23 protein-coding genes are annotated in these 25,883 nt (G+C 59.8%); 7 read left to right on the forward strand and 16 right to left on the reverse strand.

The window, feature by feature from the left end; all coding sequences use genetic code 11:
- The first annotated feature begins 32 nt into the window (after positions 1-32).
- Positions 33-962, forward strand: coding sequence for a lipoyl synthase (gene lipA / locus ACQK2L_RS24945; RefSeq protein WP_425399760.1), 930 nt, complete (start codon positions 33-35; stop codon positions 960-962).
- Positions 959-1,342, forward strand: a complete 384-nt coding sequence (locus ACQK2L_RS24950; protein WP_425399761.1) for a hypothetical protein — start codon at positions 959-961, stop codon at positions 1,340-1,342. Before lipA ends, ACQK2L_RS24950 begins: the two co-directional genes overlap by 4 nt.
- A gap of 3 nt (positions 1,343-1,345) precedes the next feature.
- On the opposite strand, the gene ACQK2L_RS24955 is transcribed toward ACQK2L_RS24950, so the two are convergent.
- Positions 1,346-4,114: a hypothetical protein gene (locus ACQK2L_RS24955; protein ID WP_425399762.1), complete on the reverse strand. Its 2,769-nt coding sequence runs from the start codon at positions 4,112-4,114 to the stop codon at positions 1,346-1,348.
- Between the two features lie 116 nt (positions 4,115-4,230).
- Between ACQK2L_RS24955 and ACQK2L_RS24960 the strand changes: the two genes are divergently transcribed.
- From ACQK2L_RS24960 to ACQK2L_RS24975, 4 genes are all read left to right on the forward strand, one after another.
- Positions 4,231-4,527, forward strand: a complete 297-nt coding sequence (locus ACQK2L_RS24960) for a hypothetical protein (RefSeq protein ID WP_425399763.1) — start codon at positions 4,231-4,233, stop codon at positions 4,525-4,527.
- Positions 4,528-4,640: 113 nt separating this feature from the next.
- Entirely contained in the window at positions 4,641-6,704 is a 2,064-nt protein-coding gene (locus ACQK2L_RS24965) for a hypothetical protein (protein WP_425399764.1), read from the forward strand.
- A 14-nt stretch (positions 6,705-6,718) separates the two neighbouring features.
- The gene (locus tag ACQK2L_RS24970) at positions 6,719-7,660 is read left to right on the forward strand and encodes an ATP-binding cassette domain-containing protein (RefSeq protein WP_425399765.1); all 942 of its coding nucleotides are present in this window, start codon (positions 6,719-6,721) and stop codon (positions 7,658-7,660) included.
- A complete protein-coding gene (locus ACQK2L_RS24975; RefSeq protein ID WP_425399766.1) occupies positions 7,657-9,339 on the forward strand; it encodes a hypothetical protein in 1,683 nt (560 codons plus the stop codon). Before ACQK2L_RS24970 ends, ACQK2L_RS24975 begins: the two co-directional genes overlap by 4 nt.
- Before the next feature lie 48 nt (positions 9,340-9,387).
- Here ACQK2L_RS24975 and ACQK2L_RS24980 read toward each other — a convergent pair whose 3' ends face one another.
- From ACQK2L_RS24980 to ACQK2L_RS25050, 15 genes are all read right to left on the reverse strand, one after another.
- Positions 9,388-9,837, reverse strand: a complete 450-nt coding sequence (locus ACQK2L_RS24980; protein ID WP_425399767.1) for a hypothetical protein — start codon at positions 9,835-9,837, stop codon at positions 9,388-9,390.
- 179 nt (positions 9,838-10,016) lie between these two features.
- A complete protein-coding gene (locus ACQK2L_RS24985) occupies positions 10,017-12,002 on the reverse strand; it encodes a secretin N-terminal domain-containing protein (protein ID WP_425399768.1) in 1,986 nt (661 codons plus the stop codon).
- A gap of 164 nt (positions 12,003-12,166) precedes the next feature.
- Entirely contained in the window at positions 12,167-12,781 is a 615-nt protein-coding gene (locus ACQK2L_RS24990) for a hypothetical protein (RefSeq protein ID WP_425399769.1), read from the reverse strand.
- Entirely contained in the window at positions 12,781-14,343 is a 1,563-nt protein-coding gene (locus ACQK2L_RS24995) for a PilN domain-containing protein (RefSeq protein ID WP_425399770.1), read from the reverse strand. Before ACQK2L_RS24995 ends, ACQK2L_RS24990 begins: the two co-directional genes overlap by 1 nt.
- Positions 14,344-14,362: 19 nt before the next feature.
- A complete protein-coding gene (locus ACQK2L_RS25000; RefSeq protein ID WP_425399771.1) occupies positions 14,363-14,752 on the reverse strand; it encodes a hypothetical protein in 390 nt (129 codons plus the stop codon).
- Positions 14,753-14,758: 6 nt separating this feature from the next.
- Positions 14,759-15,286 carry a PilW family protein gene (locus ACQK2L_RS25005; protein ID WP_425399772.1) on the reverse strand — a complete coding sequence of 176 codons (528 nt, stop codon included), beginning with the start codon at positions 15,284-15,286 and terminating at the stop codon, positions 14,759-14,761.
- Positions 15,264-15,728 (reverse strand): type IV pilus modification PilV family protein, encoded by a 465-nt coding sequence (locus ACQK2L_RS25010; RefSeq protein WP_425399773.1) that lies wholly within the window; start codon positions 15,726-15,728, stop codon positions 15,264-15,266. The genes ACQK2L_RS25005 and ACQK2L_RS25010 overlap by 23 nt, the downstream gene beginning before the upstream one ends.
- A gap of 144 nt (positions 15,729-15,872) precedes the next feature.
- Entirely contained in the window at positions 15,873-16,340 is a 468-nt protein-coding gene (locus tag ACQK2L_RS25015; protein WP_425399774.1) for a pilus assembly FimT family protein, read from the reverse strand.
- 60 nt (positions 16,341-16,400) lie between these two features.
- Complete coding sequence (locus ACQK2L_RS25020) at positions 16,401-16,721, reverse strand: type II secretion system protein (RefSeq protein ID WP_425399775.1); 321 nt, start codon at positions 16,719-16,721, stop codon at positions 16,401-16,403.
- A 161-nt stretch (positions 16,722-16,882) separates the two neighbouring features.
- The gene (locus ACQK2L_RS25025; protein ID WP_425399776.1) at positions 16,883-17,215 is read right to left on the reverse strand and encodes a type II secretion system protein; all 333 of its coding nucleotides are present in this window, start codon (positions 17,213-17,215) and stop codon (positions 16,883-16,885) included.
- 2 nt (positions 17,216-17,217) lie between these two features.
- Positions 17,218-18,372, reverse strand: coding sequence for a type II secretion system F family protein (locus tag ACQK2L_RS25030; protein WP_425399777.1), 1,155 nt, complete (start codon positions 18,370-18,372; stop codon positions 17,218-17,220).
- A 14-nt stretch (positions 18,373-18,386) separates the two neighbouring features.
- The gene (locus tag ACQK2L_RS25035; protein WP_425399778.1) at positions 18,387-20,075 is read right to left on the reverse strand and encodes a GspE/PulE family protein; all 1,689 of its coding nucleotides are present in this window, start codon (positions 20,073-20,075) and stop codon (positions 18,387-18,389) included.
- Between the two features lie 25 nt (positions 20,076-20,100).
- Positions 20,101-20,484, reverse strand: a complete 384-nt coding sequence (locus ACQK2L_RS25040) for a response regulator (protein WP_425399779.1) — start codon at positions 20,482-20,484, stop codon at positions 20,101-20,103.
- A gap of 193 nt (positions 20,485-20,677) precedes the next feature.
- Complete coding sequence (locus ACQK2L_RS25045) at positions 20,678-23,962, reverse strand: LamG-like jellyroll fold domain-containing protein (RefSeq protein ID WP_425399780.1); 3,285 nt, start codon at positions 23,960-23,962, stop codon at positions 20,678-20,680.
- Between the two features lie 31 nt (positions 23,963-23,993).
- Positions 23,994-24,389 (reverse strand): CBS domain-containing protein, encoded by a 396-nt coding sequence (locus ACQK2L_RS25050; RefSeq protein ID WP_425399781.1) that lies wholly within the window; start codon positions 24,387-24,389, stop codon positions 23,994-23,996.
- Positions 24,390-24,708: 319 nt separating this feature from the next.
- On the opposite strand from ACQK2L_RS25050, the gene ACQK2L_RS25055 reads away from it, so the two are divergent.
- Positions 24,709-25,875 carry a hypothetical protein gene (locus ACQK2L_RS25055; protein WP_425399782.1) on the forward strand — a complete coding sequence of 389 codons (1,167 nt, stop codon included), beginning with the start codon at positions 24,709-24,711 and terminating at the stop codon, positions 25,873-25,875.
- The last annotated feature ends 8 nt before the right edge of the window (positions 25,876-25,883 follow it).

Consider the following 25,883-nt stretch of genomic DNA (forward strand, 5'->3'; position numbering starts at 1 on the left):
GAGAACCGGCCTCGGGTGCCTAAACTATTGGTATGAGCAACTCCACGGAACTGCCGATCGTCACCCGCCCTCGACTTCCCGAATGGCTGCGTGCCCAACCACCGTCGGGCGAAGCGCTGGCAATATTCAATCGCACGCGCGGGGCGGTCGACGATGGTGGACTGCATACAGTGTGCGAAGAGGCCAAGTGCCCCAATGTGCACGACTGCTGGGGTCGCGGCACCGCCACGTTCATGATCGCCGGCAAGGAGTGCACTCGCGGCTGTCGGTTCTGCTCGGTCGAGACTCTCCGCGCACCAGAGCCACCCGACACGAACGAACCGCAGCACCTGGCGGAAGCCGTCGCGCGGATGGACCTCGACCATGTGGTCATCACGGTTGTCAACCGCGACGACCAACCCGACGGCGGCGCGGCGCACTATCGCAAGTGCGTCGAAGCCGTGCACAACACCGCGCCACACGTGACGATCGAACTATTGTCCAGCGACTTGGCCGGCAACTGGCAAGCGCTAGCCGAGATGTTGGATGGCATTCCTCTGGATGTGTTCGCCCACAACGTGGAGTGCGTCGAGCGACTCGACAGCACGGTGCGTGATCCGCGGGCGTCGTTCGCGTTGTCGCTGGAGATGCTTCGCCGTGCGAAGGAGCTGCGCCCCGACATCGTGACCAAGAGCAGCTTGATGGTCGGGCTAGGCGAAACGATGAAAGAAATCACCGAGGCCATGCAGCGGTTACGGTCTGTGGACGTCGACCTGATCACGTTTGGTCAGTACCTGGCCCCAGGGCGTCCCGGCGAGCGCTACCTGCCAGTCACGCGCTACGCCACGCCGGCCGAGTTCGACGCATGGGCCGACGAAGCGCGACAAATGGGTTTTGCAGGGGTGGCCTCCGGGCCGATGGTACGTAGTTCGTTCCGAGCCGGCGAGCTTCTGGCCGCCGCACGAAAGGGAGGGAAGAGATGAACTGGAGACACTTTGGCTTGCTGGCGTTTTCGTTGATCCTGTCGGTCGGATGTCAGACGCGTTTGTCCGACGAGAAGACTTACACGTTGGATTCCGCCGACATAAAGACATTGATCGTCGATGGCGTCCCGCGGGAGCGAGAATTGAAGGTCACCGCTACAGCAGACAATCCGGTTAGCCTGTACGTCTACTTAGAAGCCGACAAGGCGGAAGTGGAACCAAAGATCGACGTGGACGTGGCATCGGATAAGGTGCTGGCCCATGCGAAGGACAGCAAAGAGGTTGAATTGACCGCGACCATCCCATCAAGTGAAACCGCGATGATCGACGTCAAAACCAAAACCGATGGCACAACGGTCACTGTAAAGCTTTCCGACTAAGCTTTATCGCCCTGGTGGCGGTGGTAGTTCCTCGGGCGGGACGGTCACGTCGGGCATTACCGGAGTGTCGGGGACAGCGGGAACGTCTGGCACCAGCGGTGCCACGTTGGGGTCGGGCCGTCCGGCGCTGATTAGCACTCCGGCCGACAGCGTTAGCGAGTCGTTTGCGCGGAGCAGTTCGGCTTTCATGCCGCGGAACCATTCCAGCAGCGGGAACCGATAATCGCCGGGCACTTCGGTGAGCAGGAACTGGTTGTTCGGCGCGGCGGCCGTGGAGGTCCACGCCTGAATGCCGCCGGGCACTTCGGCCAGTACGTAAGTACCGCCGAGCGGACAGACAAACTCACCGCCTACCAGATCGTTCGCCATCCCCTGTGCGGCCGACGGTTCGATGTGTAGTTGGCGGGTGAGTGAATTCATGAACCGACTGCCGCTGGCCGAAGTGTCGCGCGTGCGAGCGTAAGCAAACGCGGTAGCAACCTGCTCGTACTGCGTGCCCACCAGGTCGCGCAGCCACAGCCACGCTTGGGCCGGGCGCTGGGCTTCGACCATCGCCAGTTGGCTACCCACCTCAATTAGCACTTCGCGTTTAAACGAGAACAACAGGAAGTCGTCGGCCCGCCGGACCCACATGTCGAACAGCCCGTTGGTGCGAGCCAACCCATGAGCATCGTACGGGCCGGCGGGTCGGCCGAGCAGTCGCTCGAGGAACTGTGGCTTCGGCCAAGCGCCGACGTACGCCTGCACGGCCGAGGTTAGTTGCATGGGAACGTTAACCTTGCCCCCCGAGACGACGAGCGGCAGGTGGCCATCCCGCACACCACCAAACAGGTGAAACGGCTCGCCGCCGCCAAGCACGCCATCGAGCACCACGTTCAGCGAGACTACATCGCCGAGAATCGGCGCCACGCGAAGCGGAGAAGGTGGGCCGAGCTTCTTGGCCCACGACACCAGGTTCGTTGCTTCGTACCGCTGCAAGTGCACGTCGATGGCAATGTCTTCGAGCCCTTCGGCCACTTGCTCGTGGTGCACGGTCACGGTGAGTGGAACCAGGCTACCAATCTCTCTGTGCAAGTCGCCAATAAACCGCTGGTAGCGACGCGCCTCACTAGGACTGCAGGTGGTAGGCAGGTTATCGGCGATCGGCGTGAAGCTACCGCGGTAGCCGCGCAGCGACTCGATGACCCGGCCCTCGGCGTCGACGCCCCAAGTCGCGCCGTCGGCGCGTGTGGAGAAGCCACCTGGCAGGAACGAACCGGCGACCAACTGCTCTTCGGTCTCGCCGGGCAGTTCCTCTTGCGCCGCGGCCAACTGCGCAAGGATCATCGCCCACTGAGTTTCCAGCGACCTTAGCCGGCGATCGAGTTCGATGCGATAGGCGGGGCTGATCAGGTTCTTGAGGAACGCGCTGGAGATGTGCACAAACACGCGGTCTTCCCTTGTGATAGGGTAACGCGTGCGAGCGGTGAGAAAGTCGCCGGCGGCTGACAACGGTCGGTCCCCTGCGCCGGCCGCGTAGAAGCGCTCGATCAGCGCCCGCGACGATGCAACAAAGTGAAATTCACCATCGGTGGCATAATAGGAACAGAGAGAACCGTCGGGCGAGGACAAGTAGGAGACCTTGTGGCCGGCGATATCCACAGTCTCGACTTTCGCACCTTCGACCTCCTTGGCGGCGGCGGAGCGTTGCTGGCTGAAACTGGTGCTGAGCAGGAAATTGTTTTTGGCGTGGAACAACACGCCGACCGACGCCCCGTCGCTAAAGTAGGCGTCGAAGCCCACGAGCGCCACGTCCTCGATGACTTGCGGCCCTAGGATGGCCGACATCTTCGATTCCTTCAGCGCCAGCATCTGGCCAATCGCATCGCCTGTGTTGCGACTGATGCTGCGCTGGATTAGCATGTTGCCGATGTCGCCCTGCCAGCGGCCGAGGAAATCTTTGAGCCACAAGTAGTTGGTGAACGTACCAAAGCGAACATAGAAGCACTCCTCGGGCACGTGGGTGGCCATCGGCTCGATGGCAATCTCGGTCCCCGCTTGAGGAAGCGGCACATCGGCTACCGGCAGTGGGATATTTGGCAATGGCTGTGTGGCCGCGTCGGTATCGCCTTCGCCGAGCATCAGATCGCGCAGCACCGACGCGCGATAGGCTTCGTCGGCCATCAGCTTACCGGTGACGGTACCGCCCTGCTGCTGCTCGCGAATCAGAAAGCCTTCGAGCTTCGGCATCTGCTGTCCGAGCCGCCCCGCCCACATCGCGGTTAGATAGGTTTGCACGCCAACGGGATACTCGGCCTCTTTGTGCACGCGTTGATACAACCCGACGTACGCCTTCCACCACTCGTTGAGCAGTTCGTTGTACTTTCGCTGGTCGTACTGCGGAGTGACGGTCACCTGCACCTGGTCGGGCAGGTAGAGATCGAGTTCGAGCGGCGCATCGCCTTTGAACAGGAAACAGAACGAAAGCTTCTGAGGCAGGTCGATCCCCAGCACACTGCCTAGGATTTTGCGCACCTTTCTCTGGCCCAACGTCGGATAGAGCACACGTCCCGCACGATCGCTCACCGTAAAGCGATCGTCCTGGAACGCCGCACTCGCCTGCTCCGATGGCATGTCGATCTCCACGCGGGCCACGCCAAGTGGCTGGCCGGCGTAGGCTTGGACGCGGATATCGGCCACCGCAGGCGCAGTTGAGAAAAGGCCAATGGCCACCAAGGCAAAAGGCAATATTCGATAGTTTTGTACGAATACTTGGCAATTGAAGATCGACATAGCGTAGCTCGGCAATATTTGGAGGCAGACAATGCGTTTATTCATTACACTACCAGCTTAGTTTTTCGCGGCGGCCCGACAACCAACACCAAATTCCTCTTCGCAAGGGGTACCCGATGCTACTTCCCCGTTACTCCATCCGCACAGTGCTGTACCTGGCAATTCTGTTTGCTGTGGTGGGTCTGGTGGCGGGGCAAGCGGTACAAGGTGCGCACTGGGCGCAGGCGGTGACCGTGGCGGTAGGAAGCCTGGCGGTGCTGTGGCTGGTATTCGCCCTATTCTACGGCATCGTGGCGCTCTTTGCGCTGGCGACCGAAAGGCGCTCGATGGATGCCGCACAAAGCTACTATCCCGCGAGTCGGCCAACCCCGCCGCCAACGGACACTCCGCCCGTAAACCCACAGGACAGCTAGACTTGCACCAATCGTGTCCAGCCCCGTTTTGCTTCTGGTTCGTGCTGTCGCTAGCGATCGGTGCGTGCTGGACGACATGCTGCGAGGCGCAGACGCTTCAGGGCAACAGTATCGTGTCGAAGCCCGCCAAGGGTGTCTCGAAGATCAGCGGCCTATCCCTCCGAATCCGCGACGACGGGCTGGGCAATGGGCAGTTTGGATATCGCCGTTTGTTCTTCGACGTTCAATCGCCCACGCCGGTCACGGCAGACACCCAGATCACCGTCAGGGCAAGCGTCTCCGTTGGATACCGTTCGCAAAGGGCGACCACCATTGAAGTGGATGGAGTGCTTTCTGCAGGACAACAGATGACGACACTCGTCCTCCGATTTCCGCAGACTGCCGAAATGCACCTTCTGTGGTGGGACGTATGGATCGATGCGGTGCCGGACAAAGCCTTGTCACAAAATCGCGAAGCCCCTCATCCGTTGGGCGACTCTGGAGATAGCAGGTGGCGAAACAACCAGTTGTTGATCCTCGAAACAGAAGCTAGACCGGCCACAACATCGACTGGGCAGCGAGTGCGCAACGCACAGCAGAGTCTGACGTGGAGCGCGTCGCTACGAACTGGGGAGTTGAGAGAGAACTGGCTCGACTTCACCCCGTTCGACATCGTGTATAGCGACATCGACACCTTACTTACAACTGCCCAGGATGAACCGCAGCGGATGGCCGCGCTTCGCAAATGGATCCATGCAGGCGGCATCCTTTGGGTTCGTCAGGAAAGCGACGACTGGGAGGCCCTGCACGATCTGGCCCCGCTGTTCGATTGGCAGCGGGGCGAAGGACCGGTCGATCCAACCAAGCCCGTCGGGCTCGAGCCGCCGGGCGTGGGGAGTTGGAGTTACGTGAACCTGCGTCCGATAGGGCCGTCCGAACAGCAAGACGGCTTGGTGGCCGACTTCGATCCGGATGCGCAGCCCATGGCGGCCCCATCGGCTCCGACTCCCATATACACCGAGGACTGGTTTGTAGTGCGTCGCCATGGTTGGGGAATGGTCGTTGCATTCCAGGGCGACTTCGCTGGCGATCGCCGACAGTGGTTCCCTGATAAACTTCAAAGGGCCAACATGTACTGGCATTCGCAGTCGTGGCCCCAGCGGCACGGGCTCGTGCCCGGCAACGCCAACACCGACTTCAGCAATTGGCTGATTCCCGGTGTAGGCCTCGCGCCGGTGGTTACGTTCCAGGTGCTTATTACTCTGTTCGTGTTGGGCATTGGACCCGCGAACTACTGGCTACTAAAACGAGCCGGCAAGCTGCACCTCATGGTGCTCACCGTGCCAGTGGTGGCCCTCGCCATCACGCTCGCGCTGCTAAGCTACGGGCTGCTCTCCGACGGCTTCGCCACCCGCTTGCGAGCACAATCCATCACACTGCTCGACCAGCAGACGGGCGATGCCACGAGTTGGAGTCGGTTGTCGTACTATTCTGCATTTGCTCCTCGAAACGGCCTGACGTTCTCCGACGAAGCCGCTGTGTACGCGATCCACCCTGGATCGATTGAGGCCTACGACATCCGAGTCGCGCAATCGCCACGCGAGATCCAGTGGACCGAGGACCAGCAGAAGCTCACCAGCGGGGGGCTCGCTTCGCGCACGCCAACGCAGTACCTGGTCGTTCAACCGCGTAGCACCACCGCTGGACTTACACTGAAACAAGTCGACTCCAGCACCAATGTGGCGAACCAATTCGAATCGGCCGCCCAGTTGATCGTCGTCCACGACGATCAAGGCGCGTGGTGGTTGGCCCATGATGTGCCCGCCGGCGATACTGCCGCAATGGAGTCGGTCGAGTACAGCGAAGCGGTCGCTGCACTGCGCGACATACTTAGCGACCGCCAACCCCGCTTTCCCGATGCCTTCGCGGCGGCCGAAGATTCCGAGTTGCTCTACCAGCAACGTCGAAATATGAGTCGCGACTACAGTCGCGCCGGCATGGACTACGCGCACGTGTCCGCGAGCCAGAACCAACTGTCGCAACGATGGCGGGAATTGCTGGGCTTGGCTGGCGGGCAAGCGCTCAACCTTCCTCCCGGCAGCTACGTGGTGGTGAGTGACCAAGCGCCGCTAGCGGTGTCGGAAGACGACTTTCCCGAAGAGGAGTCGAGCGTGCACATCGTGATTGGCAAGTGGTAAATCTGGTTTAACCTATGACCTCCATGCCTCAAATCGAACTCCGCAAAGTGCATCGCTGGTTTGGCGATACGCACGCGGTGAACGACGTCTCGTTTGAGGTGCACGCGGGCGAAGTTTTCGGCTACATCGGACCCAATGGCGCCGGCAAGACCACCAGCATGCGAATCCTGGCCACGCTCGACGAACCGAACGAGGGCGACGCGTTGGTGGATGGGTTCTCGGTGGTCGAAGACCCCGATCGCGTGCGGCGGCGACTGGGATTCATGCCCGACTACTTCGGCACCTACGACAACGTGAACGTGCACGAGTACCTCGACTTCTTCGCTCGAGCGTATGGGCTGCGGGGCAACGATCGAGTGCGGGCGCTGACTTTCGTCAAGGACTTTACGGGACTCGATAAGCTCGCAACCAAGCCGATCAACGGGCTGTCCAAGGGCATGAAGCAGCGACTCTGCCTGGGACGGACGATGATTCATGATCCATCGGTCTTGGTGCTCGACGAACCGGCCGCAGGGCTCGACCCGCGAGCGCGGATCGAACTACGCGAAATGATCTCGCGCCTGGCCGATATCGGCAAAGCGGTGCTCATCAGTTCGCACATCCTGACCGAACTTGCCGAGGTGTGCGACCGCGTTGGCATTATCGAGCAAGGCCAATTGGTGGCGGTTGGCTCGGTGGATGAAATCAGCCGCAAAGCGGAAGCCACGTCGATGGTGGAAGTTCGTTTCGTCGGCAGTATCGAGCAAGCCCAGGCATGGCTGCATCAGCGAGACGACTTGCACGAAGTGCGAGTGGATGGCCGCAAGGCAACTTTGACTCATGCAGGCGACGAGGCTGCCCAAGCGGTGCTGCTGCGGGAGATGATTCACGCGGGGCTCGAAGTGGTCGAGTTCCGCTGCCGCACAAAGTCGCTGGAGGATATCTTCCTGGAAGTCACGGAGGGTCGAGTGCAATGAGCGACGCCGCTGCCATTGATCCTCCGACCGCCATCGACCAGGGCCACAAGTCCGATTGGTCCGGTCGGCTTGCGCAGCTCGACGGATGGCTCGTTGCGGCTGGCGATCGGCTCAACCCCATCCTGGTAAAGGAAACCCGCCAGGCAATCAAGAGCCGACAGTTTGCGATCACCTTCGTGTTGTTGCTGCTGTTATGCTGGGTGGTGACCATCGCGGGGATCAGCTTGATGGGGCCTGGCATCTATTACACGGCTGCCGGCGGAGGGTTGCTGCAGGGGTACATGGTGCTGCTGCTGTTTCCGCTGGCCGTGGTAGTGCCATTCGGGGCATTTCGCTCGTTGATCAGCGAACGGGAAGAGAACACCTACGACCTGCTACGAGTTTCGACTCTCTCACCCCATCAGATTATTCGCGGCAAACTGGGCAGTGCCGCAGTGCAAATGGGTGTCTACCTTTCGGCCGTCGCCCCGTGCATCGCGTTCACCTACCTGCTCCGCGGTGTGGACGTCGCCACGATTGCGGTGTTGTTGTTGAGTGCCACGCTCGGATGTATGGGTTTATCGATGATTAGCCTGTTTTTGGCCGCGCTAGCTCAGGGCAAGCACGGACAAGTGCTGCTTTCGGTGGGCGTTGTGTCGATGTTAATGCTCAGTTTCGCCGGCGGTGTGGGATCGACTTCGATGTTCCTGCTCGAGGGTGTCCGAGAGATGCAGGATGAGGAGTTCTGGATTGTCGCCGCGATGATGCTTGCGACCTATCTAACGAACTTCGCTCTGATTTACTTGGCCTCAGTTGCCTTGGTGTCCTATCGCTCTGAGAACCGCTCTACACCTTTGCGTTGGGCAATGATCGTGCAGCAGGCGGCTTTTATTGGGTGTATAGCGTGGCTCTGGTTCCGTTTTGGCTACGAAGATGGGGCGCTGATCGTGGCGGTGATCGTGAGCGTGGTCTACTGGTATGCTATGGGCACGTTGCTCACCAGTGAGTCGCCCGAGCTATCGAATCGCGTCCGCCGGAGCTTACCGCAATCGACGATGGGCCGAATGTTTCTTGGGCTATTGAATCCCGGCCCCGGAACAGGTTTCCTGTTTGCCGTGGCGAATTTCACTGCCTTGGTTTTGATTGTCGGCATTGCGCTGGCTTGCGTGCGGTATATACCACTACCGACTCGCCGCGTCGGGTATCACTACCAGGAAATCATTGGGGCGATGATTATCTACTGGTGCTACCTGGTTTCGTACCTGGGACTTGGCAAGCTGCTGATCGCCGCCATTCGCCGAGTCGTCCCTGTGAATGCGGTGGCGGGTTTCTTGATCCACATTGTCTTCCTGATGGTGGGCGCTGGCATACCGATAGTCATCCAGCTCTCTTCTAGAAGCCTGCGAAACGTTGGCTACACTGCCCTGCAGTGGCCCAATCCGTTCTGGACGCTTGAAGAAGTCCTCAAAGGACGGGTTTCGTATCAGGAACTGTTATTGCAGTCGATTGTGATGGGCACGGTGGCGATTTGCATTCTGCTAGTCAACATGCCAAGTACGGCCCGCGAGTTCTGGCAAGGTCGCGTGGCGCTACCTGATCGCATCGCTCGGGACGAAGCCGAACTGCACCCCGTGGAGATCAAGCCTCAGAGTCCCTGGGAAGAAGACCAGCACGCACCAGCGGCTGACAGCAGTGCCTAGAGGGCACTGCAGATACTTGCTGCACTAATGCGAGACCGGCGGCACGCACTAATCGAGCGATGCGGTCCATTTGGTCTGTCCGCGCTCGAGCGTCACCTCATCTCCATCGATCGACACAACCTTGACGCCGTATTTTTCTTGTCCGACTGGCACCAAGGCAGTGGCGCCTTCGATGTCGAGGATCGCTCGGGGCTCACCAAGGTCCACCAAGCCGCGCAGCTGAACGTTGCCATCGCTAACGGACCTCGCCTGCTGCGGCGCGTCCTTAGGCGGCACGAACAAGTCGCTCCGCCCGGGATACGGCGCCACGTAGCTGGCCATCGCTTCCCGAAGCACCTGGCGAGGGTCGACACTTGGCTCGATCGTAGCTGGTTTCGCTTCGGCGATCGGTGCGGCGACTGATGGATCAGCGGCCGGCTCAGGCGCAGCCCGCTGGCAGCCCGTTGCGATGAGCAACAGGGTCGCGCCGAGGCACAAACTGTAGGGACTTCTGGACATTAGTTGGCAATGGGTTCGGCGCCGCCACCATGCTGTGAATTCAGTCGGGGCGGCATAGAAACGTAGCTTGCAGCCGGGATGCTGAGTGCTGGATTCACCGCAAGGTGGCTCCGACGCACCACCAGAAGATGCCGGCTAGATCGATTGCGCCGGTTGGTCGTGGATTTGCGGATCCCTACTCATGGCCACCGCTGCGCTGTCGGCGCAGGCTGAGGCTGTGGCAACCGCCGCACGCCTGGGTGGTCGCTGCCGAATGCCCGGAATCGCGCTTCGTAAGCAGGCCGCATGAGCACTTGGGCTGGCGACGTTGTCGTGGGCGACTGCACCATTTTCGGCGGTGCAGGAGTGGGCGGGGGAAGTCGACGTACTTCCGCCGGCGGAGGAGGCAAGCGGTAGATGACATTCGCTGGAGGCACAATGCGGGGAGCTGTTGCCGCTTGCGGTGGAAGGACCATTTCGGGTGCAGGTGTCGGTACTTGCTGCATCGGCGCTGGCGCGGGTAACTCGACAGGCACCGCCGGTGACGATGGACGTTCGACCCAACCATTCACTTGCGGTGGGCCTTGGTAATAGACGCCGGCAGAATGCGGGCCAGCGAAGCAATTGTTAGCGCACGGTGGGCATCCTTCGGCACGGGGAATGCGGTTCAATCGGCAATCGACCGTATCCTGCACCAACTGCGAACGGCAATCCATGGGGCCGCTGTAACCCACGATCCGTGGCGTGATGAACACCACCAACTCGCTCTCCCGAATGTCCGTGCTGCGCGAGCGGAATAGGTGCCCGAACCAACGAACATCCTTTAAACCCGGCACCGCTCCGAAGTCGCCAACGTCGCTGCGTTGCCGCATCCCGCCGATCACAAGGGTATCGCCGCTCCGCACGCGGACGGCAGTCGAGGTGGCGCGGGTGTCGATGATCGGCTGGTTGTCGCCAGGCGTGAACCCGGTGAGCCGGCTGAACTCGGGTCGGACGATCAGTTCCACCGTTCCGTCGGCTGCGATCTTGGGCAAGACGTCGAGCTTGATACCAGCGTCCTTGAACGCCGTGCCAGCCAATTGCCCGCCCTGCTGGGTCTGCGTAATCTGCTGGTAGGGAATCTGAGTGACCGCTTCGAAACTGGCCTCCTCGTTGTCCATCACCGTGACGTTGGGATTCGCCAACAGCCGCGAATCGCTGGCACTTTGAATTGCCTGGGCGACGGCCGACAGATCGAACGTGTCGCCGAAGTGCTGGAATGTGAACAACGCGCCCGACGCGGAAGGGTTGAACGGATTGCTGATCTGCAATTGGGTGTTGGTGGGCAGCGTGCCAGCGGTGCGTGTATTTACCGCCTGCGCCCAGTTGATGCCCAGTTGCTCGATGTCGGTGAGGCTCAAGTCGTAAATCAGTGCGGTGATCTGCACTTGCGGGCGAGGCCGGTCGAGATTCGCCAGCACGCGCTCGACCACCTGCAAATTCTCCGCGTAGTCGACCACCACCAAACGGTCTTCGCCGTCCACGGCCTCCACTCGCCCTACCGCGCTAAGCACGGTCGACAGAATCTTCTTGGCATCGGCCACGGTGATGTACTGCGTGTGGAAGTAGCCGACTTCCAGCGGCTTGGGGCGTCCCATGGCATCGAGTGCACCGGGCCCGCTGCTGGCGGCGTCGACGCTGGCTACCAACTCGCGAATCATCTTCACCCGCTCGGGGAAGTCGATCACGATCAAAGTCCGCGCCGAATCGATTGGCTGCACTTGCCCCTGCGGCGTGCTGAGTAAACGGGCCGCTTCGACCAGCTCGGAGGGACTGACGTTGAGCACCTGAATGGCCTCGGAGACAAAGAAGGGATTGATCCTCCCCAGTTGTTCGAGCTTGCTCACCACAATACTCTCGCCCACGATGCGATAGCCGTAACCGTTGCCCAGGAGAATGGTGTCGAGGATCTCTTTGAGCGGCGCATCCTTGAACACGCCGTTCACTTGCCCCTCGACCTTGCCGGCGATGATGTTCACGCCCCACAGTTCGTTGATCGTGAAAAGTGCGGCGTCCAGAGTCGAACCTCGCAGCACCAAATCGCCGCGACGCGCCAGAGCGGAGAGCAATTCGGGACTCGGCGCACGCAGTGCGGCGGAGGAGATATCGAGCTGGGGTCCAGATTGTGCCCAGCAGGCCACGGGCATGGCTACGACCGGCAAGGCTAACAGAAGCCATACGAGCGCACGCGTCCCACGGCGCAGGGGGTTCCTGCGCGCGGCCATCGGCGCTAGTGTCTCTCGCAGCATACGTCCTCCAGTGACGCTTGCCCTGCTTGGTTGACACTCCCAGGGGCTATTCCATTGCTATCCTACGCTGCAGTTCGCTCAAGTGTGAAATACCACAGTTCCATTGTGAGTTCCACGCGGCGACCGTTTCCAGCGCTCGGTTTCAAATCCAGTGTTTGCAGGTGCACTTGCTTGTCGTGCTGCTCGAAACGTTCGATCAGTCGTCGCACACTGGCGGTAGGTCCAGAGAGCGAAAGCGACACCTGACGGCGCTGGAGTTCATATCCGGTTGGCTTAAGTTTTTTGTTGTACGTTTTCTCCAGTGGATCGTCGTCCCGCCCCCAATCGCGAATCACCGCCGGGCTGACATTGAGCCGACGGAGTTGACATCCCGAGTCGCGAACCAGCTTCACCAGGCTGCTGCGGTACTCCGCTTCGTTCTCTTCGGTCAGTGTTTCCGCTAATTGTTCAGCGAGCAGCTCCGATTGCTCGGTGTAGCGCTGCTCGTAGCCGGGCAGGAGCCGTGCGGCCTCCTGGGCCAACGTTAATTCTCTTGCAACTTCCGTTTTTTCCCTACATACCGCAACATAGTCATCGACTTGTGGCAGCACGAACACAAGCACGAGAGTCAGGGTTCCCGCGATGACGACCAGCCAACTTCGCCGGTCTTCGCAAAACTTAACGATTGTATCGTCCATTACAGCGACTCCTCAGGCTGCTTCGCCTGACCGTTAAAGTCGAGGTCGAAATGAATGTCGAAAGTTGTGGCGTTGCGGTGAGACGTACGTCCTACTCCGGTACCCTGCAGTCCCACCGAGGCCACGCCTGGCAAATGCTGCAGATGTCCCACCAGATCGTAGATACTGCTCTCTACGTAGCTGCTTCCCGAGATCGTCGCCGTCTCCCCGCCCTCGAAGTGAACGTCGGAGAGCCAGACCTCGGCGGGCAGACTCTGTGTCAAGTTGCCAAGCAACAGCGAATACGGCTGGCCAGCGATGTGGTTGCCCAGACTCTCAAGTTCTCGACTCTTGAGTTGCATCGCGAGCGATTCTCCCCGCACCGCGGTGGCCCGCGCTGCTTTGGGGGCGAGCAGCGAAAGCTCGGCTTGCATCTCCGCCACTTCCCGATTGGCAAGCCAATTCAGCACTCCAAACACGGTGGCCACCAAAACGGCAGCCGCCACGGGAGCCAGCTTGCGAGCAAGCATAGGTAGTACGGCCGGCCGGGTGGTCGATACAAGTTCGTCCATCAGGTTGGGTCCCTGACACGATTCTTCCTCGTCAAGCGCCAAAGCGCAACCAACCGTGGCGGCCATCTTGGGAGTGAGGGATTCTCCACGCAACTGCCAGGGAAGCTGGATGTTTGCGGGATCGACCACCGACACGCTTAGTCGCTCTAGTTGCCGCATGTCGCTCAGCACCTGCTGTGCGACGGTTTGCTCTCCGCTAACCACCACGTGAGTTAGCTTGTCCGCCTCGAGTCCGTGCTGACGCTGACAGTACCGCTGCAAGCGCGTGTGGTGCTGCGCGACCAGGACCGGGGCCTGCTGAACACCCGCTTCGCCACCGGGACGATAGTCGAGAAATAGCCGGCCGGCCTTCATGATGCCCAGTTCGATGGTTTTGCCATCGACACCAATCGCGAGCGCAGCGGGGGCACCTTCGCCCTGGGCTTGGTGTACCGTGTGAGCCAGGGCGACTCGCGCAGAGCGGATGGCCACTAGCTCGATGCCGGCCGACTCGATCGCCTTCGTCAGGACGTGAAGCGTTTGCTGCGTGGCCACGGTGAGCAGCGCGTGCGAATGCCTGGCGTCGAGCGGCGTGGTGGAAGTAGCGGTTACCTTTTTGCCAGGTCCGAGCGACAAGTAGAGCTGGCTTCGATCGCGGAGCGTGGCGATCTCGCGTTGCACCTCGTCGATCGTTCCCGCCACCGCTCGGGTGACGCAAAGTTCGGTGCCCAGGAGCACTTGGGCCTGCGCGCCGGCCAGTCGTTCCTGGCTTGCCAGTTTGGCAACGGCCGCTGACAGTTCGGCCTCGCCTTGCGGCGAGTGCAGTGTCTCGGCGTCGATTCTCCACGGCGCTGAGCGGCAAACGGCCAGTGGTTCTTGATCGCCAGTTCGGTGCACCAGCACCAGCAGTCGCAACTCCGACTGGGTAATGTGCAGAATAGCGGTGCGAGTTTCCGAGTTGCGACGACGATCGCCTCCGTTGCGACGGTCGTTCTGTCGTCGATCGCCTGAGGCTCTGTTGTCATTGTTCACCGATTGTCTCCTTGATCGTCTACAACTCGACTGTGGCTTCCAGCGTTCTGGTAACATCGCCCGCCACCCCGATCGACACGATGTCTACATTGCCACCGGTGCCGTCGCTGGCGGTCGCCTGGTAGGTATCGTCCGCGGGGTAGAGACCATCAGTCACAGTGCCCCGCCACGATGTATCGGCTTCCAGTTCGGCACAGACGTGGTGGATGCCTGCGTTGGCAAGGTACAACGCTCGTTCGTAGTCCTGCACATTTCGGGCGGCGGCGTATTGGATGGTTTCGGTGTTGAGCATCGATAGCACGAGCGAACTGACCATGAACACCACGAACAAGCACAACATTAGCGCCATGCCGCGACGTTCGCGGCGTGCGACTTTGCGTTGCGTCGGATTGCTGAACTGGAGCTTCATGCGGTGTTACCAACTCCTGATCCACGCGTGGCTCGAAACGGTTCGAGTGGTGCCGCCAGCCGCTGGCATCGTGACTTGCACGGTGCATTTGATCGAGCGAATGTCGGCCACCGTCGTGGTGGCGGTAGTGCCGTCGGCTTCGTAGCCGACGAAGGTCATTTGGTCGATGTTGTCGGCCAGCAGTTGGTCGGCACTACCGGGTGCGATGCCAAACAGCACCTGCCCCCCTACCCCACTGTGCTGCCACAACAAGGTGTCGCCCGACTCCATGGCGAGGGACAGATTGCCCGAAGTGTCCCCGGAAGTCGAAATTGCCGTAACGGCTGTCGCCTGTCGGGCACTGCGAACAACGTGCCGCAGCGTGGCATACGCTGTCTCGGCGGCTTCCATGTCGGTTTCGTGCGCCTGCCACACCGCGTAGCTACTCCGCACCAACACGACAACCGACGCCATTAGCGTCGCCATGATCGTGGTGGCGGCCATCAACTCCAGCAACGTCATGCCGGCTCGATTACGGTGTGGCGAGTGCCTCATAGGTTGCAAATTTCCCGACCTTGGTGCGGAACACACAACGCTTCTCCTCCGCGTCGAGTGTGTCGTCGCTATCGTCGTCGATGTAAGTCGTCACTTGGATATGCATCAATTGGTCCACCAAGCCTCCGTCGATCACCGCGTCGGACCTGGTCGCGGTGAAACGCACATTGGCATGACCGTCGCCCGTATAGTCGCCGGAGGTGGTCGCCGAACTCCAGTTGCCAACCACCACTGCTTGCTGCTCCTCGAGCTTGCTAACAGCGTAGTTGGTCAACATCTGCCGCTCGTCGATCGTGGTGCTGGCCTCCATTCCGTCGCGCAGCATCGCCAGCGCACCCACCAGCGCAATGGCCGCCAGGGAGGAGGCCATCACCACTTCTAACAACGAGAACGCCCGCAGGCGCCCCCGATGGCGAACCGATAGCGGGTATAGCGGGTGCATGCAATAACTCGACTGCGCAGGGCGTTTCGCACCGCGCGAAACGCTCCTATAAACGTAGGACACCTGTTAGCAGAATCAACGCTGTTGGAGTGCGCCAGCCAGCAGGTGAGGCGGCGAGAGAGTTCCCGATGTTCCGAGCAATCGTTACAGAGCTACCTTCGACAAGATCACGTTGCCTGTGGCCAGGTAGACCGTGACGGTCCAGGTGTAGCAATCGCCGGTCACTAACATCACGCCGGTGCCAGTGCCGGCCCCCAGGGAGCCGTCGAACTCAAACTCCCACTGATCGGTCGCCGTGGTGATGGTGACGCCGTTGGGCACCGCAACAGTGCGGTCGACCACTACGTCGCCACCTCCCGTGTCGCGATACAAGGTGTAACTGGCTACTACGCCACTGGTGCGACTCAATAGCACATAGTGGTTGTCGCCCGTGCTGATGGTGCGGGCGCGGGCCTGACGCAGGTCGAGCATCAGGGTGCGAACGAAGCCTTCGGCCGTGGTAGTACGGTAAGCCGCGTCGCCGAATCGCAGAAAGGCCATCGACGAGAGCAGCCCGACGATAGCCATCACGGCCATCAATTCTATCAATGAGAACGCACGTCGCATTTGCATGCGACGTGCTTTCCGTTTCTCTCGCGGTGCAACGAGCATCTTCAAGCTGGGACTTTGCCGTTAATCGACTCGGTGAGTCGTGTTGTTCAAGGCGTAGGCACTGCTATCCACCGGGTTGACGGGGATGCCATCGGGGAAGTAAGCGGTGTTGGCGCCAATGTCGGTCAGATCGTCGGCGGGCCAATCGCCCGTTTCGATGTAGTAGCGCTCGACCGCCGAATTAATAGTGGCCTTGTTGTGCTCGTGCACCTTTTGCTTTGCGGTAGCACTGGACACGCTGACGCGTGGCACCACGATCGCCGCAATGATGCCGAGGATCGTGACCACGGCCAACAACTCCATCAAGGAGAATCCATGCCGTTTGTCAGTCTTACGTCGCATTTCTCAAACCTCGTCACAGGAGGGAAACGATGCTTGCCCATCAACTGGGCGGGGATTTGCCAATCAAGTTGCTGTACTCAAATCTTTACGAGCGAGGTGCTCGTTTGTAATAAGATAGGTTGCCTGTTACGGCTGTCCTCATGAAGCTTAGCATTTTTCGGTTAATGCGAGTGGCCTGTAACCAGTCCCGTGGTTGTATCGATCGTATAGGTTGTGCCATCGACGGGACATGTCGGCAAGCCGCCAGGGAAGTATTCGACGCTCGCCCCAACTTCCAACAAATTGGCCGCAGGAAAGCTGCCATTGTTGCGCTGCCAGAGTTGGCACTGCACCTCGATGTTACCTTGGTTGGTGAAGCATGCTTCGCGCTCCGCCTCGTCGACGCCGGAAGTGGCGCGAGGTAGAAGAATCGCCGCCAGAACTCCCATGATGGCGACCACTGCTAGGAGTTCGATGATCGAAAAGCCGTTCTGGTGATTCTGTCGAGGGTGCATTGTTACTTTCCAACGGTGTTGATCATGTCGAACATCGGCAGGTAAATCGCCATCAGCACGGCCGCCACCGCGGCAGCCAGTGAAATGGTGAGGATCGGCTCAATGGCAGCCACAAAGACATTCGCCTTGCGCTCGATTTCGGATCGTAGATGTTCGCAAATGTGTCGGGTGCTGCGTGTCAGCCGGCCCGTTTGTTCGCCAATGATGACCAGTTGGCTGACCATCGGCGGAAAGAACGAAGAGTGTCGCTCCATCTCGCGGCTAAACCGCTCGCCCCGAATCACCGCACGCTGCAGCTCTCGCACGCGTTCCTTACCCGAACGATTCGTCACCGACTCGGCGGCTTCGCCCAAAGCTTCAGCCAACGTGAATCCAGCGTTCAGCAACTCGCCGAGTACTTCCATCATCTGCAGTAGGGCCACGTCCCGCAACCACGGGCCCACTAACGGCGCGCGTAGGATCGTCTCGTCCATGCGAGCCGCGAATTCCGTGTTGCGCCGTAGTTGCCGCAAGGCAACCACGGACAGGAAGACGCCCGCCGCGACAAAAGGCAGGTAGCTGCGAGCAAACATGCCCACGGCGATCAAGGCCTGTGTGATGGCCGGCAGCGGCACCTTGGCGTTGGAGTAGGTCTCCTGAAACACCGGCACGACGTAGGTCAGCAGGAACGTGATGACCCCTGCTCCCACGATCACCAGCATCGCCGGGTAGGAGAGCTTCTTGATGATCTCGCCTTTGAGTTTGCCCGCTTTCTCGCGTTGTTCCGCCAGCAGCTGAAGCGATTCGCCCAGGTTGCCGGCGCGCTCGCCCACTTTGACGTGGCTGATCAACACCGCGTCGAACGTGGCTGGGTAGTGACTCATCGCCCCGCTGAAGCTCTCGCCATTTTCGATTCGCTTCCTGAGCGACTCGAGCATCGACCGATAGCCCTCGGTAGCCCGTTCCTCGGCCAGCGTGGCAAGCGCCTTGGGGAGGGATACACCGTTTTCGAGCAACGTCGACAGGTGACGAAAGACGTACGTCACCTGCTTGGTCTTCAAGCGGGCGGTGTCTTCCACGCGCCTGTGCTGTCGCCGTGCCCCGCCGCGCGCAGCAGCCTTGGGACCTTTGCCTTTCCAAAGGCTGGCGAACTTCGAGTTGCCTGTAGTCGACTTCATCAGGTTTTGCGGTGCTAGCTGGAGATTTTGTAATGCACTTCTTCCAAGGTGGTCTTGCCGGCCAGCACTTGCTCCAAGCCAGCCTGCGCCAACTCGACCATGCCTTGGCTCACTGCGATCTCACGCAGCTTGTTCACGGGCAAGCCTCGCTCAATGCCATCGGATAGCTCAGGCGTCACGGCCATGATCTCGTAAATGGGCAGTCGCCCCAGGTAGCCAGTCCCCAGGCACTTTTTGCAACCTCGCCCGCGGTAGAATACCGCATTGTCAGGCAAGGGATGGTTCTTGGTCAGTGCTTTCAGCAGCGCGGGATTCGGCTCGACCGGCTCCTTGCACTCCGGACAGATGGAACGCAATAGACGCTGCGCGACCGATCCGAGCAACGCACCACCGATCTTGAAGTTGTCGATGCCCAGATCGTTTAGTCGACCCACCGCGCCCACGGCGTCGTTGGTGTGCAGCGTGCTAATCAGCAGATGTCCGGTCAGCGCCGCCTGCACACCAGTGGTGGCCGTTTCTTGGTCTCGAATTTCGCCCACCATAATCACATCGGGATCTTGTCGCATGATGTACTTCAGCGCGTTGGCGAATCCCAGACCATAGTCGTTGTCGGATGCCACCTGGTTGATACCAGTCAGACGGTACTCGACAGGATCCTCCACCGTCACAATGTTGCGGTTAATGCTGTTGAGCTGCGCCAACAGGGCGTACATCGTGGTCGTTTTGCCGGAGCCAGTGGGACCGGTGAGCACCAGCATGCCGTGGGGCTTATCGATCAGCGACTGCAGCGTGCTCAGGTCGCGTTGGTTCAAGCCCAAGGCCTTGATGTCGAAGACCTTGCTGCCTTCGTCCAAGAGCCGCATCACGACCTTCTCTCCACCTACGGTAGGAATGGAACTCACACGAAAGTTCACCCGGGTACCTGCTTCGTGCACACTCAACCGCCCGTCCTGCGGACGGCGGCTTTCGGTGGTATCCATGTCGGCCATGACTTTGATGCGAGCAACCACCGCCTCTTCGATGTGATTGGGGATGGTCATCACCTGCTGCAGTTCGCCATCCACGCGGTATCGAACCCGCATCTCGGGTTGGTGCGGCTCGAGGTGGATATCGCTGGTACCAGCGTTGATCGCACCCATCAGGATCGCTCGCACCAGGCGCACAACGGGCGCCAAGTCTTCTTTGTCGGCCTCTGATTCAGCAGCCTCGTCCACTTCGACATGCTCAGCGGCTTCCAGGTCGGCCATCTTCATGTCGACGATGGTCTGCCGAGCGACGATACGATCATCGAAGCTGCGATCCAAGGCCGCCTGCAAAGGTCCTTCTAGCGCCACGACCGGATCGACGTGGTAGCCGGTGATCAACTCCGCCTCGGCGATCACTTCCATATCGTCGGGTGCCGCCATGGCCAACTGCATGCGATGCCCCGCCACGTTAAGCGGAACACACGAGTGCTGCCGCGCCATTGGTTCAGGCACCAGGCGAGCCACTTGCGGATTGACCGCCTGTGGGACCACCTCCACGTACGGCACGCCGTACTGCTCGGACAAAGCTTGCCCCAGTTGCTCGAACGACACCAACCCGCGACGCACCAGGATCTGTCCCAGCATGCCGCGCTCGTTGCCTTGAGCGGCCAGCGCACTTTCAAGCTGATTGGAGGTAATCCAACCGTGGTTAATCAGAATGTCGCCAAGTAGGGCCATTGCTCGTACGCTGGAAGGTGTAGGCTCAGGATTCGATTGCCATCAGTCGCTCAACCTTTTGCTCGAGCGTCCTGGGGTCGAACGGGGTCACCAGATACTCGTCCGCCCCTGCGTTGAACGCCCGCTGCACATCGTCGAGTTCCGAATTCGGCGAGAGCAAGATGGTCGGAATGTCGGAGGTGCGAACGTCGTTGCTGATGCGATTTAAAAAGTCGATGCCGTCCATGCCGGGCAGGAAGTGGCCAATGACGACCAGATTAGGCAGTTGGTCGCCCAGCCACACCAGCGCCTCTTCAGCCGAAGCGAGCCGCTGAACCGTGTGCCCCAGCAGTTCGAGACGAAAACCCGTTATGTCGGCTAGAACGGGCTCTTCCTCGATGAGTAGAATGTGCTTCTTGCCGTGGGACATGGGTGGGAAAATCCAAGGTTGGAGTGCGCCGAATCACCTTCAAATCGCCTCGGTGTGCAAAGTTCGACAGCAATACGTACCTTTTCTGCCGCATGAATCAAGCAGAACCATGCGACGCCGAGCACGCCAACGCAGTAGAGCCGGCTGTATCGATTAAACCGGTCGTCGACGGCATTGAACCAGCGGTCTTCCGCTAGCGGGCCTCCACCCATTTGATGATTCGAATCCCAGTTGTGGTCCCGGAAGAGTAGATTTGATCGACTTCCTCGGCATTGAGCGGTCGGTTGTAAATCCGAACGCCGTCGATCACGCCGTGTGCCGGCCACCGCCACTCGGTCAAACCCGGACCGCCGATTCCAATCCGCCAAGGCGTCGAACCAAGATCTTGCCCGGTCAAGCCGGGAGTGAAAGTATCCGTTCCTTGCAGTTGCCCGTCAACGTACAGCTCTAACGTGCCATCCGGCAAGTTGACGACGCCCGCCAAATGGTGGAACTTCCCAGTTGAATAAGTCTTCGACCAAGTCCCCGTACCTGTCCAGTTGTAGCCATTCAGATAGTTGACGAACTCGAACCGTTGTTCGTAGTTGTAATATAGTCCCGTGTGCCAACCCTCTTTGATGAGCACCCCCTGGTACGCGTGGTTGTCCGCGCCGGACCCGGTCGGAACGGAAAGCGGCTTGTACCACGCTGTGACTGAGTAGCTGCCTTCGTTCACATTGTTGAGCACGGTCGTGGTTGGCGCGGTGAAGTAATCGTCGCCATCGGAGTAGTCGCATCCACCACCTCCATCAATCTGGCCGCTAATCCAATCTTGTGTGCCTGTGAGGGTCGCATCGTTCCCCACGCCCGAGGAGTCGTACGCAGTGAATCCGCTCGACTCGTCAAGCCTCCAATGTGCCACGAGGCCGAATAGCTCGGCTACTTCACTCTGGCTAAGCGGGCGGTTGTACAGTCGCACGTCGTGCATCCGGCCCTCATAGTAGCCGTCGCTCCCCCAGTTGCTCCGACCAATGTATGTGTTGGATCGCTCGTTGTTGTTGGGAACTCCAGTGGTTCCGGTTTGAAGCACCACCGCATCCCGATACAGTACGGCGTTGCCGTTGGAATCGACCACCGCCACGTAGTGATGCCACTCGTTCTGGATGATGCCGTCGATGGCCTTGATATAGCCAGAACCAATCGAACCATCGTGTATGTGAAGCGTAAGGTCGTTTGTAACCGACTCGCGGGCTAGCAGGAAATTGTCTACCCATTCTCCGTTACCCATCTCGAAGAACCTGGCCCACATCTTGTTGTCCGTCGGTCGCGCCCACACGGCCATCGTCACCCCATCGTCAAACTCGGACGACACCGCCGGCAACGACACGTGGTCGTTCAGACCATCGAACTCGGCCGCCGTGTCACCTAGACCAGGATAGGGCCCCTCCGCATTCACCGTAACACCATTGGTGTGCATGCCATCGGTCCCTTTCAAACTGGTGTCGTTGGCCACGGTGCCGCTGCTCTCGTCGAGTTTCCAATGGCCAATCAGCCCGTAGAGTTCTGCCACTTCGGTCTCTGAAATCTCGTAGTTGTAGACGCGTACGTCGTCCAAAGCGCCGTTGAAGCGTTCGCTCGATCCTGTACGAGCCCCCAGTGAGAGCGTAGCTGCACTCTGGTCGGTTACCGTCATCGATCCGCTAGCAACCAACCCGCCGTCAAGATAGACCTTGAACTCATCGTCCTCGTCGTCATAGATGGCCACCAAGTGGTGCCACGCGCCGGCGTCCGCCGATCCGCTAGGTGTCTGGCAACCAGAGGCAACGCCGTCTCCGCCGAGATCGATGTAGATGGCCCCCCCACTATCGGTACGAATCCTCCAGTCGCCACTTGTGCCAAGCAATTGCTGCGCACCACTAGGCGCATCGCTGAAGCGATACCAAAAGGCCACACTGCCTGTAGCAGGCGGGTCGAACGAGGCATCGGTGTCGGCATCGTTCGATCCGTTGAATTGCAATCCACCGCTGCGGACTCCGGATACCCAACTCGGCGTTCCAGTGTTGAAGGTCGCGTCGTTTCCGTTGGGCGACGAGTCAGCCAACGTGCTGCCCGAAGTTTCGTTGAACTTCCAATGTCCAACAAGTCCGTAGAGTTCGACGATTTCGGCATGGCTCAGGATGTAGTCGTAGATACGAAAGTCATCGAGATATCCATCAAACGCCTGAGAAGAGACAAATCCGCCTCCAGGGCTATCTTGTTCCTCACCGATAACGAGACCATTTGAAGCAATCTCATAAGTTCCCGTCCGAGCGGGAAAGTTGAGTGTCCCCGCCGACAAACCATCGATGAAAAGTTCAGAGTCGCCAGTGGTCCGATCGTGAGTATAAACATAGTGGTGCCAGCGTCCATCGGCAATCGAAGCGATGGAGAGCGATCGGTTTGTACCGTCCATATAGGGTCGAAAAGTCGTGTCGCTGTAAAAGAAGATCAGGAAGGCATTGGCGGCCGAATAGCTACTGTTTGCTCCGCTGAGAATAGCCTGTTCGCCAGTCTTTGAGGTTCTCATCCACCAAGCTACACTGACTTGTTGCCTGCCATCGATGGACGAAATCGGAACATCAATTCGATCATGCTGCGTGTCGGCCTGAAGACCGATGGCTGAGCCTCGCTTACCAGTCGCGCCCAGTTCCGGCGAAGCGACGTAGACAGCATCGTTTCCGTTGGTCGACGAGTCAACCGCAGTGGTGCCGCTCGTTTCTTCTAACTCGAGGTGCAGGAGCAACCCCGATCCTGCCCCACCGCTTGCCCAATTCAGTGCGTTCTGGGTGAATAACAACCCTGTCGAGTTGAGGTTATCCCAAGTTCCGCTCCCCCAGGGGAGCCTCACTCGGCGACCAGACGCCGAGCTGTTGCCGCTGTAAGAGTTTGCCAGCGCTCCGCCCGTCTCGATTACTCCAACCGAGAGTGCCCCATAGTTCATCGTACCGAGCACTTGCACGCCGGCACCGAGAGTGTTGCCGTTCACCGACAGGTTCTGCGAGGTACCCGTGACCACATTGTCGCCCGATGAGAGCCCACTGGTCACATCGTGAGTGTTGTCCACTCCTTCAATCGTGTGCCAGGAGTGATTGTATCCGCCACCAGTGGCGAACCCAAACTCATCGTCGAGGTTCATGTGCTCATTCACAACTCCGCAGGTGGCCGTGCGAAGCTTGTAGGAGACATCGGGATCGTCCACGGTGTGACACACGTACACCACATCAATGCCGACCAATGCGGTGTCGTACTCGGACTGACTGAGTATGTCAGTGATCGTAGTGACCGTATGCCCCCAGCTTTCAAAGGCCGTCTTGCGACTACTCTCTTCTGCAATTATCGAATACCGATCAATCACCATCAGCACGTTCGCCGCCTGGCAATACGCACTGGCTACCAAAGCAAACACCGCAAGCACGATGGCCGGGCTTGCGGCGATGGCTCGTCTCGGATTGGGAGACATTCGATTCGACCTCACAATTGTCGGCCGCAGCTTAGGCGGAGCAGACAGGGGCTTCGGCCGTGTAGAGGGCCTTCAGCACGTCGACGCGCGATATGAGCCCGACCAGACGACCGTCCTTGACTACCGGCAGGCGGCGAACGCGGTGGACGATAAACTGGTCGGCCACGCGGTTGACCGGCGCCTTGGCGTCGACCGAGATCACTTCGCGAGTCATGTGCTGCGCCACGGTTTGATGGGTGACCGTCTTGTCGTAGGCCATGGCTAGCAAGGCGTACTCGCTGAGAATGCCGACCAGGGTTCCTGAACGATCCACCACCGGCAGGCCGCTGATCCGCTTGTCCAGCAGTTTCTCAATGGCTTCGCGAATGGACGATTCCGGTCCAATCGTGTGGACGTCGGGTGTCATGATCTGTTCGGCAGTCAGCATATTCGAGTCCTCCCGAGGCTCGCCTGCGATGCCGTAAGACATCTGCCCGGCTGGTGTTCTGCGTGGACGGCGCCCTGCCATCGCTTGTCAACTCTAAAACAATAGTACATGCAGAACACGCACCGCCATTTTTCTTGTCTCTGCCAAGACCCGCAGGTACAGTTGCAAACATCCGAGGTTCTGCCGTTCCGTTTGAAACGGTTATGCCAGTTCAATGGCAAGCCGTAGCGAACATTCGTTAAACTCTGCAATCGACCGTCGCCGCTCGCTCGCGGCGGACGATGTTCACTTGTGAATCCCCTACTCCAGGCATCGCAACATGGCCTCCCCTCCTCTGACCGCCGCCGAGCAGCTTCGTCAAACAGTGCCGCGCTCGGCGTTCGCTTTCCGGGGCTACAACATCACGAACTTGGGCCGGACGCCCGAGTTGTGGCAAGTCGACGCCTACCGCCCTTTCCTACAGCGATGGTTGGAGGTCGGCAGCGATGTCTGCCACCAGGCGCACGGGCAGCGGTCCGACCTGGTCGCCCGCGTGGTTGGTAAACTCGAAGCCGATTTGGAGCATTATGCCGAGGCTGTGGCGTTGGTCATGGCGGTGGAGTTAGCTCAGCTCGACATGCTCGCTGAGATTCATGGCGTCGAGTACAGCCAGGCGCCGCTGGCCTATGGCTACAGCCTGGGCGAATTGACTGCCACGGCGGCGAACCAGATGGTTTCGGCTGCCGAAGCGATGCAGGTACCAGTGACGCTGGCCACCGACTGCGCAGTGCTGGCCCATGATGTAAAGATGGGCATCCTGTTCTCGCGGACCGAAGCGATCGATGAGGCAAAGATCATTCACCTGTGCGAAGAATTGACCGCTGAACAGAACGGGGTAATCGGCATCTCAGCGGTGCTCTCCCCCAACACCTACTTGGTGCTAGGGCAGCACGATTCGTTGGCCCGCTTGAAGAGCACCATGCACGATATCCTTCCTGCAACAGTGTTGCTGAAGCGCGACTCGAACCTCTGGCCACCGATGCACACGCCCATTGTTCGCCAGCGGCATATTCCCGATCGTGCCTCGGTGCTGATGGAAGCGATGTCGCCCGAGCCTGGCCTCGAAAAGCCTGTGCTGTTCTCGCTTGCCACCGGCGACACCAGCTACCAGAAAGAACCCGCTCGCGAAGTGCTCCGCCGGTGGGTCGACCATCCACAACGACTGTGGGATGCGGTCGCTTACACGCTCAAGGAAGACATCAAGCTGGTGATTCACGTCGGGCCGGGACCGAATGTGATTCCCGCCACGTTCCAGCGACTCAGCGAGAATGTTTGCCAACAATTAGCCAGGATGTCGCTCGGTGGCATCAGCATGAGGGCGGTGTCCAATCTGGTGAATCGCCGCTGGCTAGCCAATCTGCTGCCACAACGCGCTTCGCTGCTACGTGCGCCGAATGTCCAGCATGTGATTCTGGAAGACTGGTTGCTCGAGAACGCCCCAAGTTGATGCGGCGC

The sequence above is a fragment of the Aeoliella sp. genome (assembly GCF_965227375.1).
Lineage (GTDB): Bacteria > Planctomycetota > Planctomycetia > Pirellulales > Lacipirellulaceae > Aeoliella.

Coding starts and splice junctions, on each gene's coding strand:
- ACQK2L_RS25005 (WP_425399772.1), bottom strand. CDS start 15,286: ATGAGGCACTCGCCACACCGTAATCGAGCCGGCATGACGTTGCTGGAG.
- ACQK2L_RS25055 (WP_425399782.1), top strand. CDS start 24,709: ATGGCCTCCCCTCCTCTGACCGCCGCCGAGCAGCTTCGTCAAACAGTG.
- ACQK2L_RS25050 (WP_425399781.1), bottom strand. CDS start 24,389: ATGCTGACTGCCGAACAGATCATGACACCCGACGTCCACACGATTGGA.
- ACQK2L_RS25000 (WP_425399771.1), bottom strand. CDS start 14,752: ATGAAGCTCCAGTTCAGCAATCCGACGCAACGCAAAGTCGCACGCCGC.
- ACQK2L_RS25015 (WP_425399774.1), bottom strand. CDS start 16,340: ATGCAAATGCGACGTGCGTTCTCATTGATAGAATTGATGGCCGTGATG.
- ACQK2L_RS24975 (WP_425399766.1), top strand. CDS start 7,657: ATGAGCGACGCCGCTGCCATTGATCCTCCGACCGCCATCGACCAGGGC.
- ACQK2L_RS24955 (WP_425399762.1), bottom strand. CDS start 4,114: ATGTCGATCTTCAATTGCCAAGTATTCGTACAAAACTATCGAATATTG.
- ACQK2L_RS25035 (WP_425399778.1), bottom strand. CDS start 20,075: ATGGCCCTACTTGGCGACATTCTGATTAACCACGGTTGGATTACCTCC.
- ACQK2L_RS25045 (WP_425399780.1), bottom strand. CDS start 23,962: ATGTCTCCCAATCCGAGACGAGCCATCGCCGCAAGCCCGGCCATCGTG.
- ACQK2L_RS25025 (WP_425399776.1), bottom strand. CDS start 17,215: ATGCACCCTCGACAGAATCACCAGAACGGCTTTTCGATCATCGAACTC.
- ACQK2L_RS24985 (WP_425399768.1), bottom strand. CDS start 12,002: ATGCCCGTGGCCTGCTGGGCACAATCTGGACCCCAGCTCGATATCTCC.
- ACQK2L_RS24950 (WP_425399761.1), top strand. CDS start 959: ATGAACTGGAGACACTTTGGCTTGCTGGCGTTTTCGTTGATCCTGTCG.
- ACQK2L_RS24960 (WP_425399763.1), top strand. CDS start 4,231: ATGCTACTTCCCCGTTACTCCATCCGCACAGTGCTGTACCTGGCAATT.
- ACQK2L_RS24970 (WP_425399765.1), top strand. CDS start 6,719: ATGACCTCCATGCCTCAAATCGAACTCCGCAAAGTGCATCGCTGGTTT.
- ACQK2L_RS25030 (WP_425399777.1), bottom strand. CDS start 18,372: ATGAAGTCGACTACAGGCAACTCGAAGTTCGCCAGCCTTTGGAAAGGC.
- lipA (WP_425399760.1), top strand. CDS start 33: ATGAGCAACTCCACGGAACTGCCGATCGTCACCCGCCCTCGACTTCCC.
- ACQK2L_RS25010 (WP_425399773.1), bottom strand. CDS start 15,728: ATGCACCCGCTATACCCGCTATCGGTTCGCCATCGGGGGCGCCTGCGG.
- ACQK2L_RS25020 (WP_425399775.1), bottom strand. CDS start 16,721: ATGCGACGTAAGACTGACAAACGGCATGGATTCTCCTTGATGGAGTTG.
- ACQK2L_RS25040 (WP_425399779.1), bottom strand. CDS start 20,484: ATGTCCCACGGCAAGAAGCACATTCTACTCATCGAGGAAGAGCCCGTT.
- ACQK2L_RS24990 (WP_425399769.1), bottom strand. CDS start 12,781: ATGGACGATACAATCGTTAAGTTTTGCGAAGACCGGCGAAGTTGGCTG.
- ACQK2L_RS24980 (WP_425399767.1), bottom strand. CDS start 9,837: ATGTCCAGAAGTCCCTACAGTTTGTGCCTCGGCGCGACCCTGTTGCTC.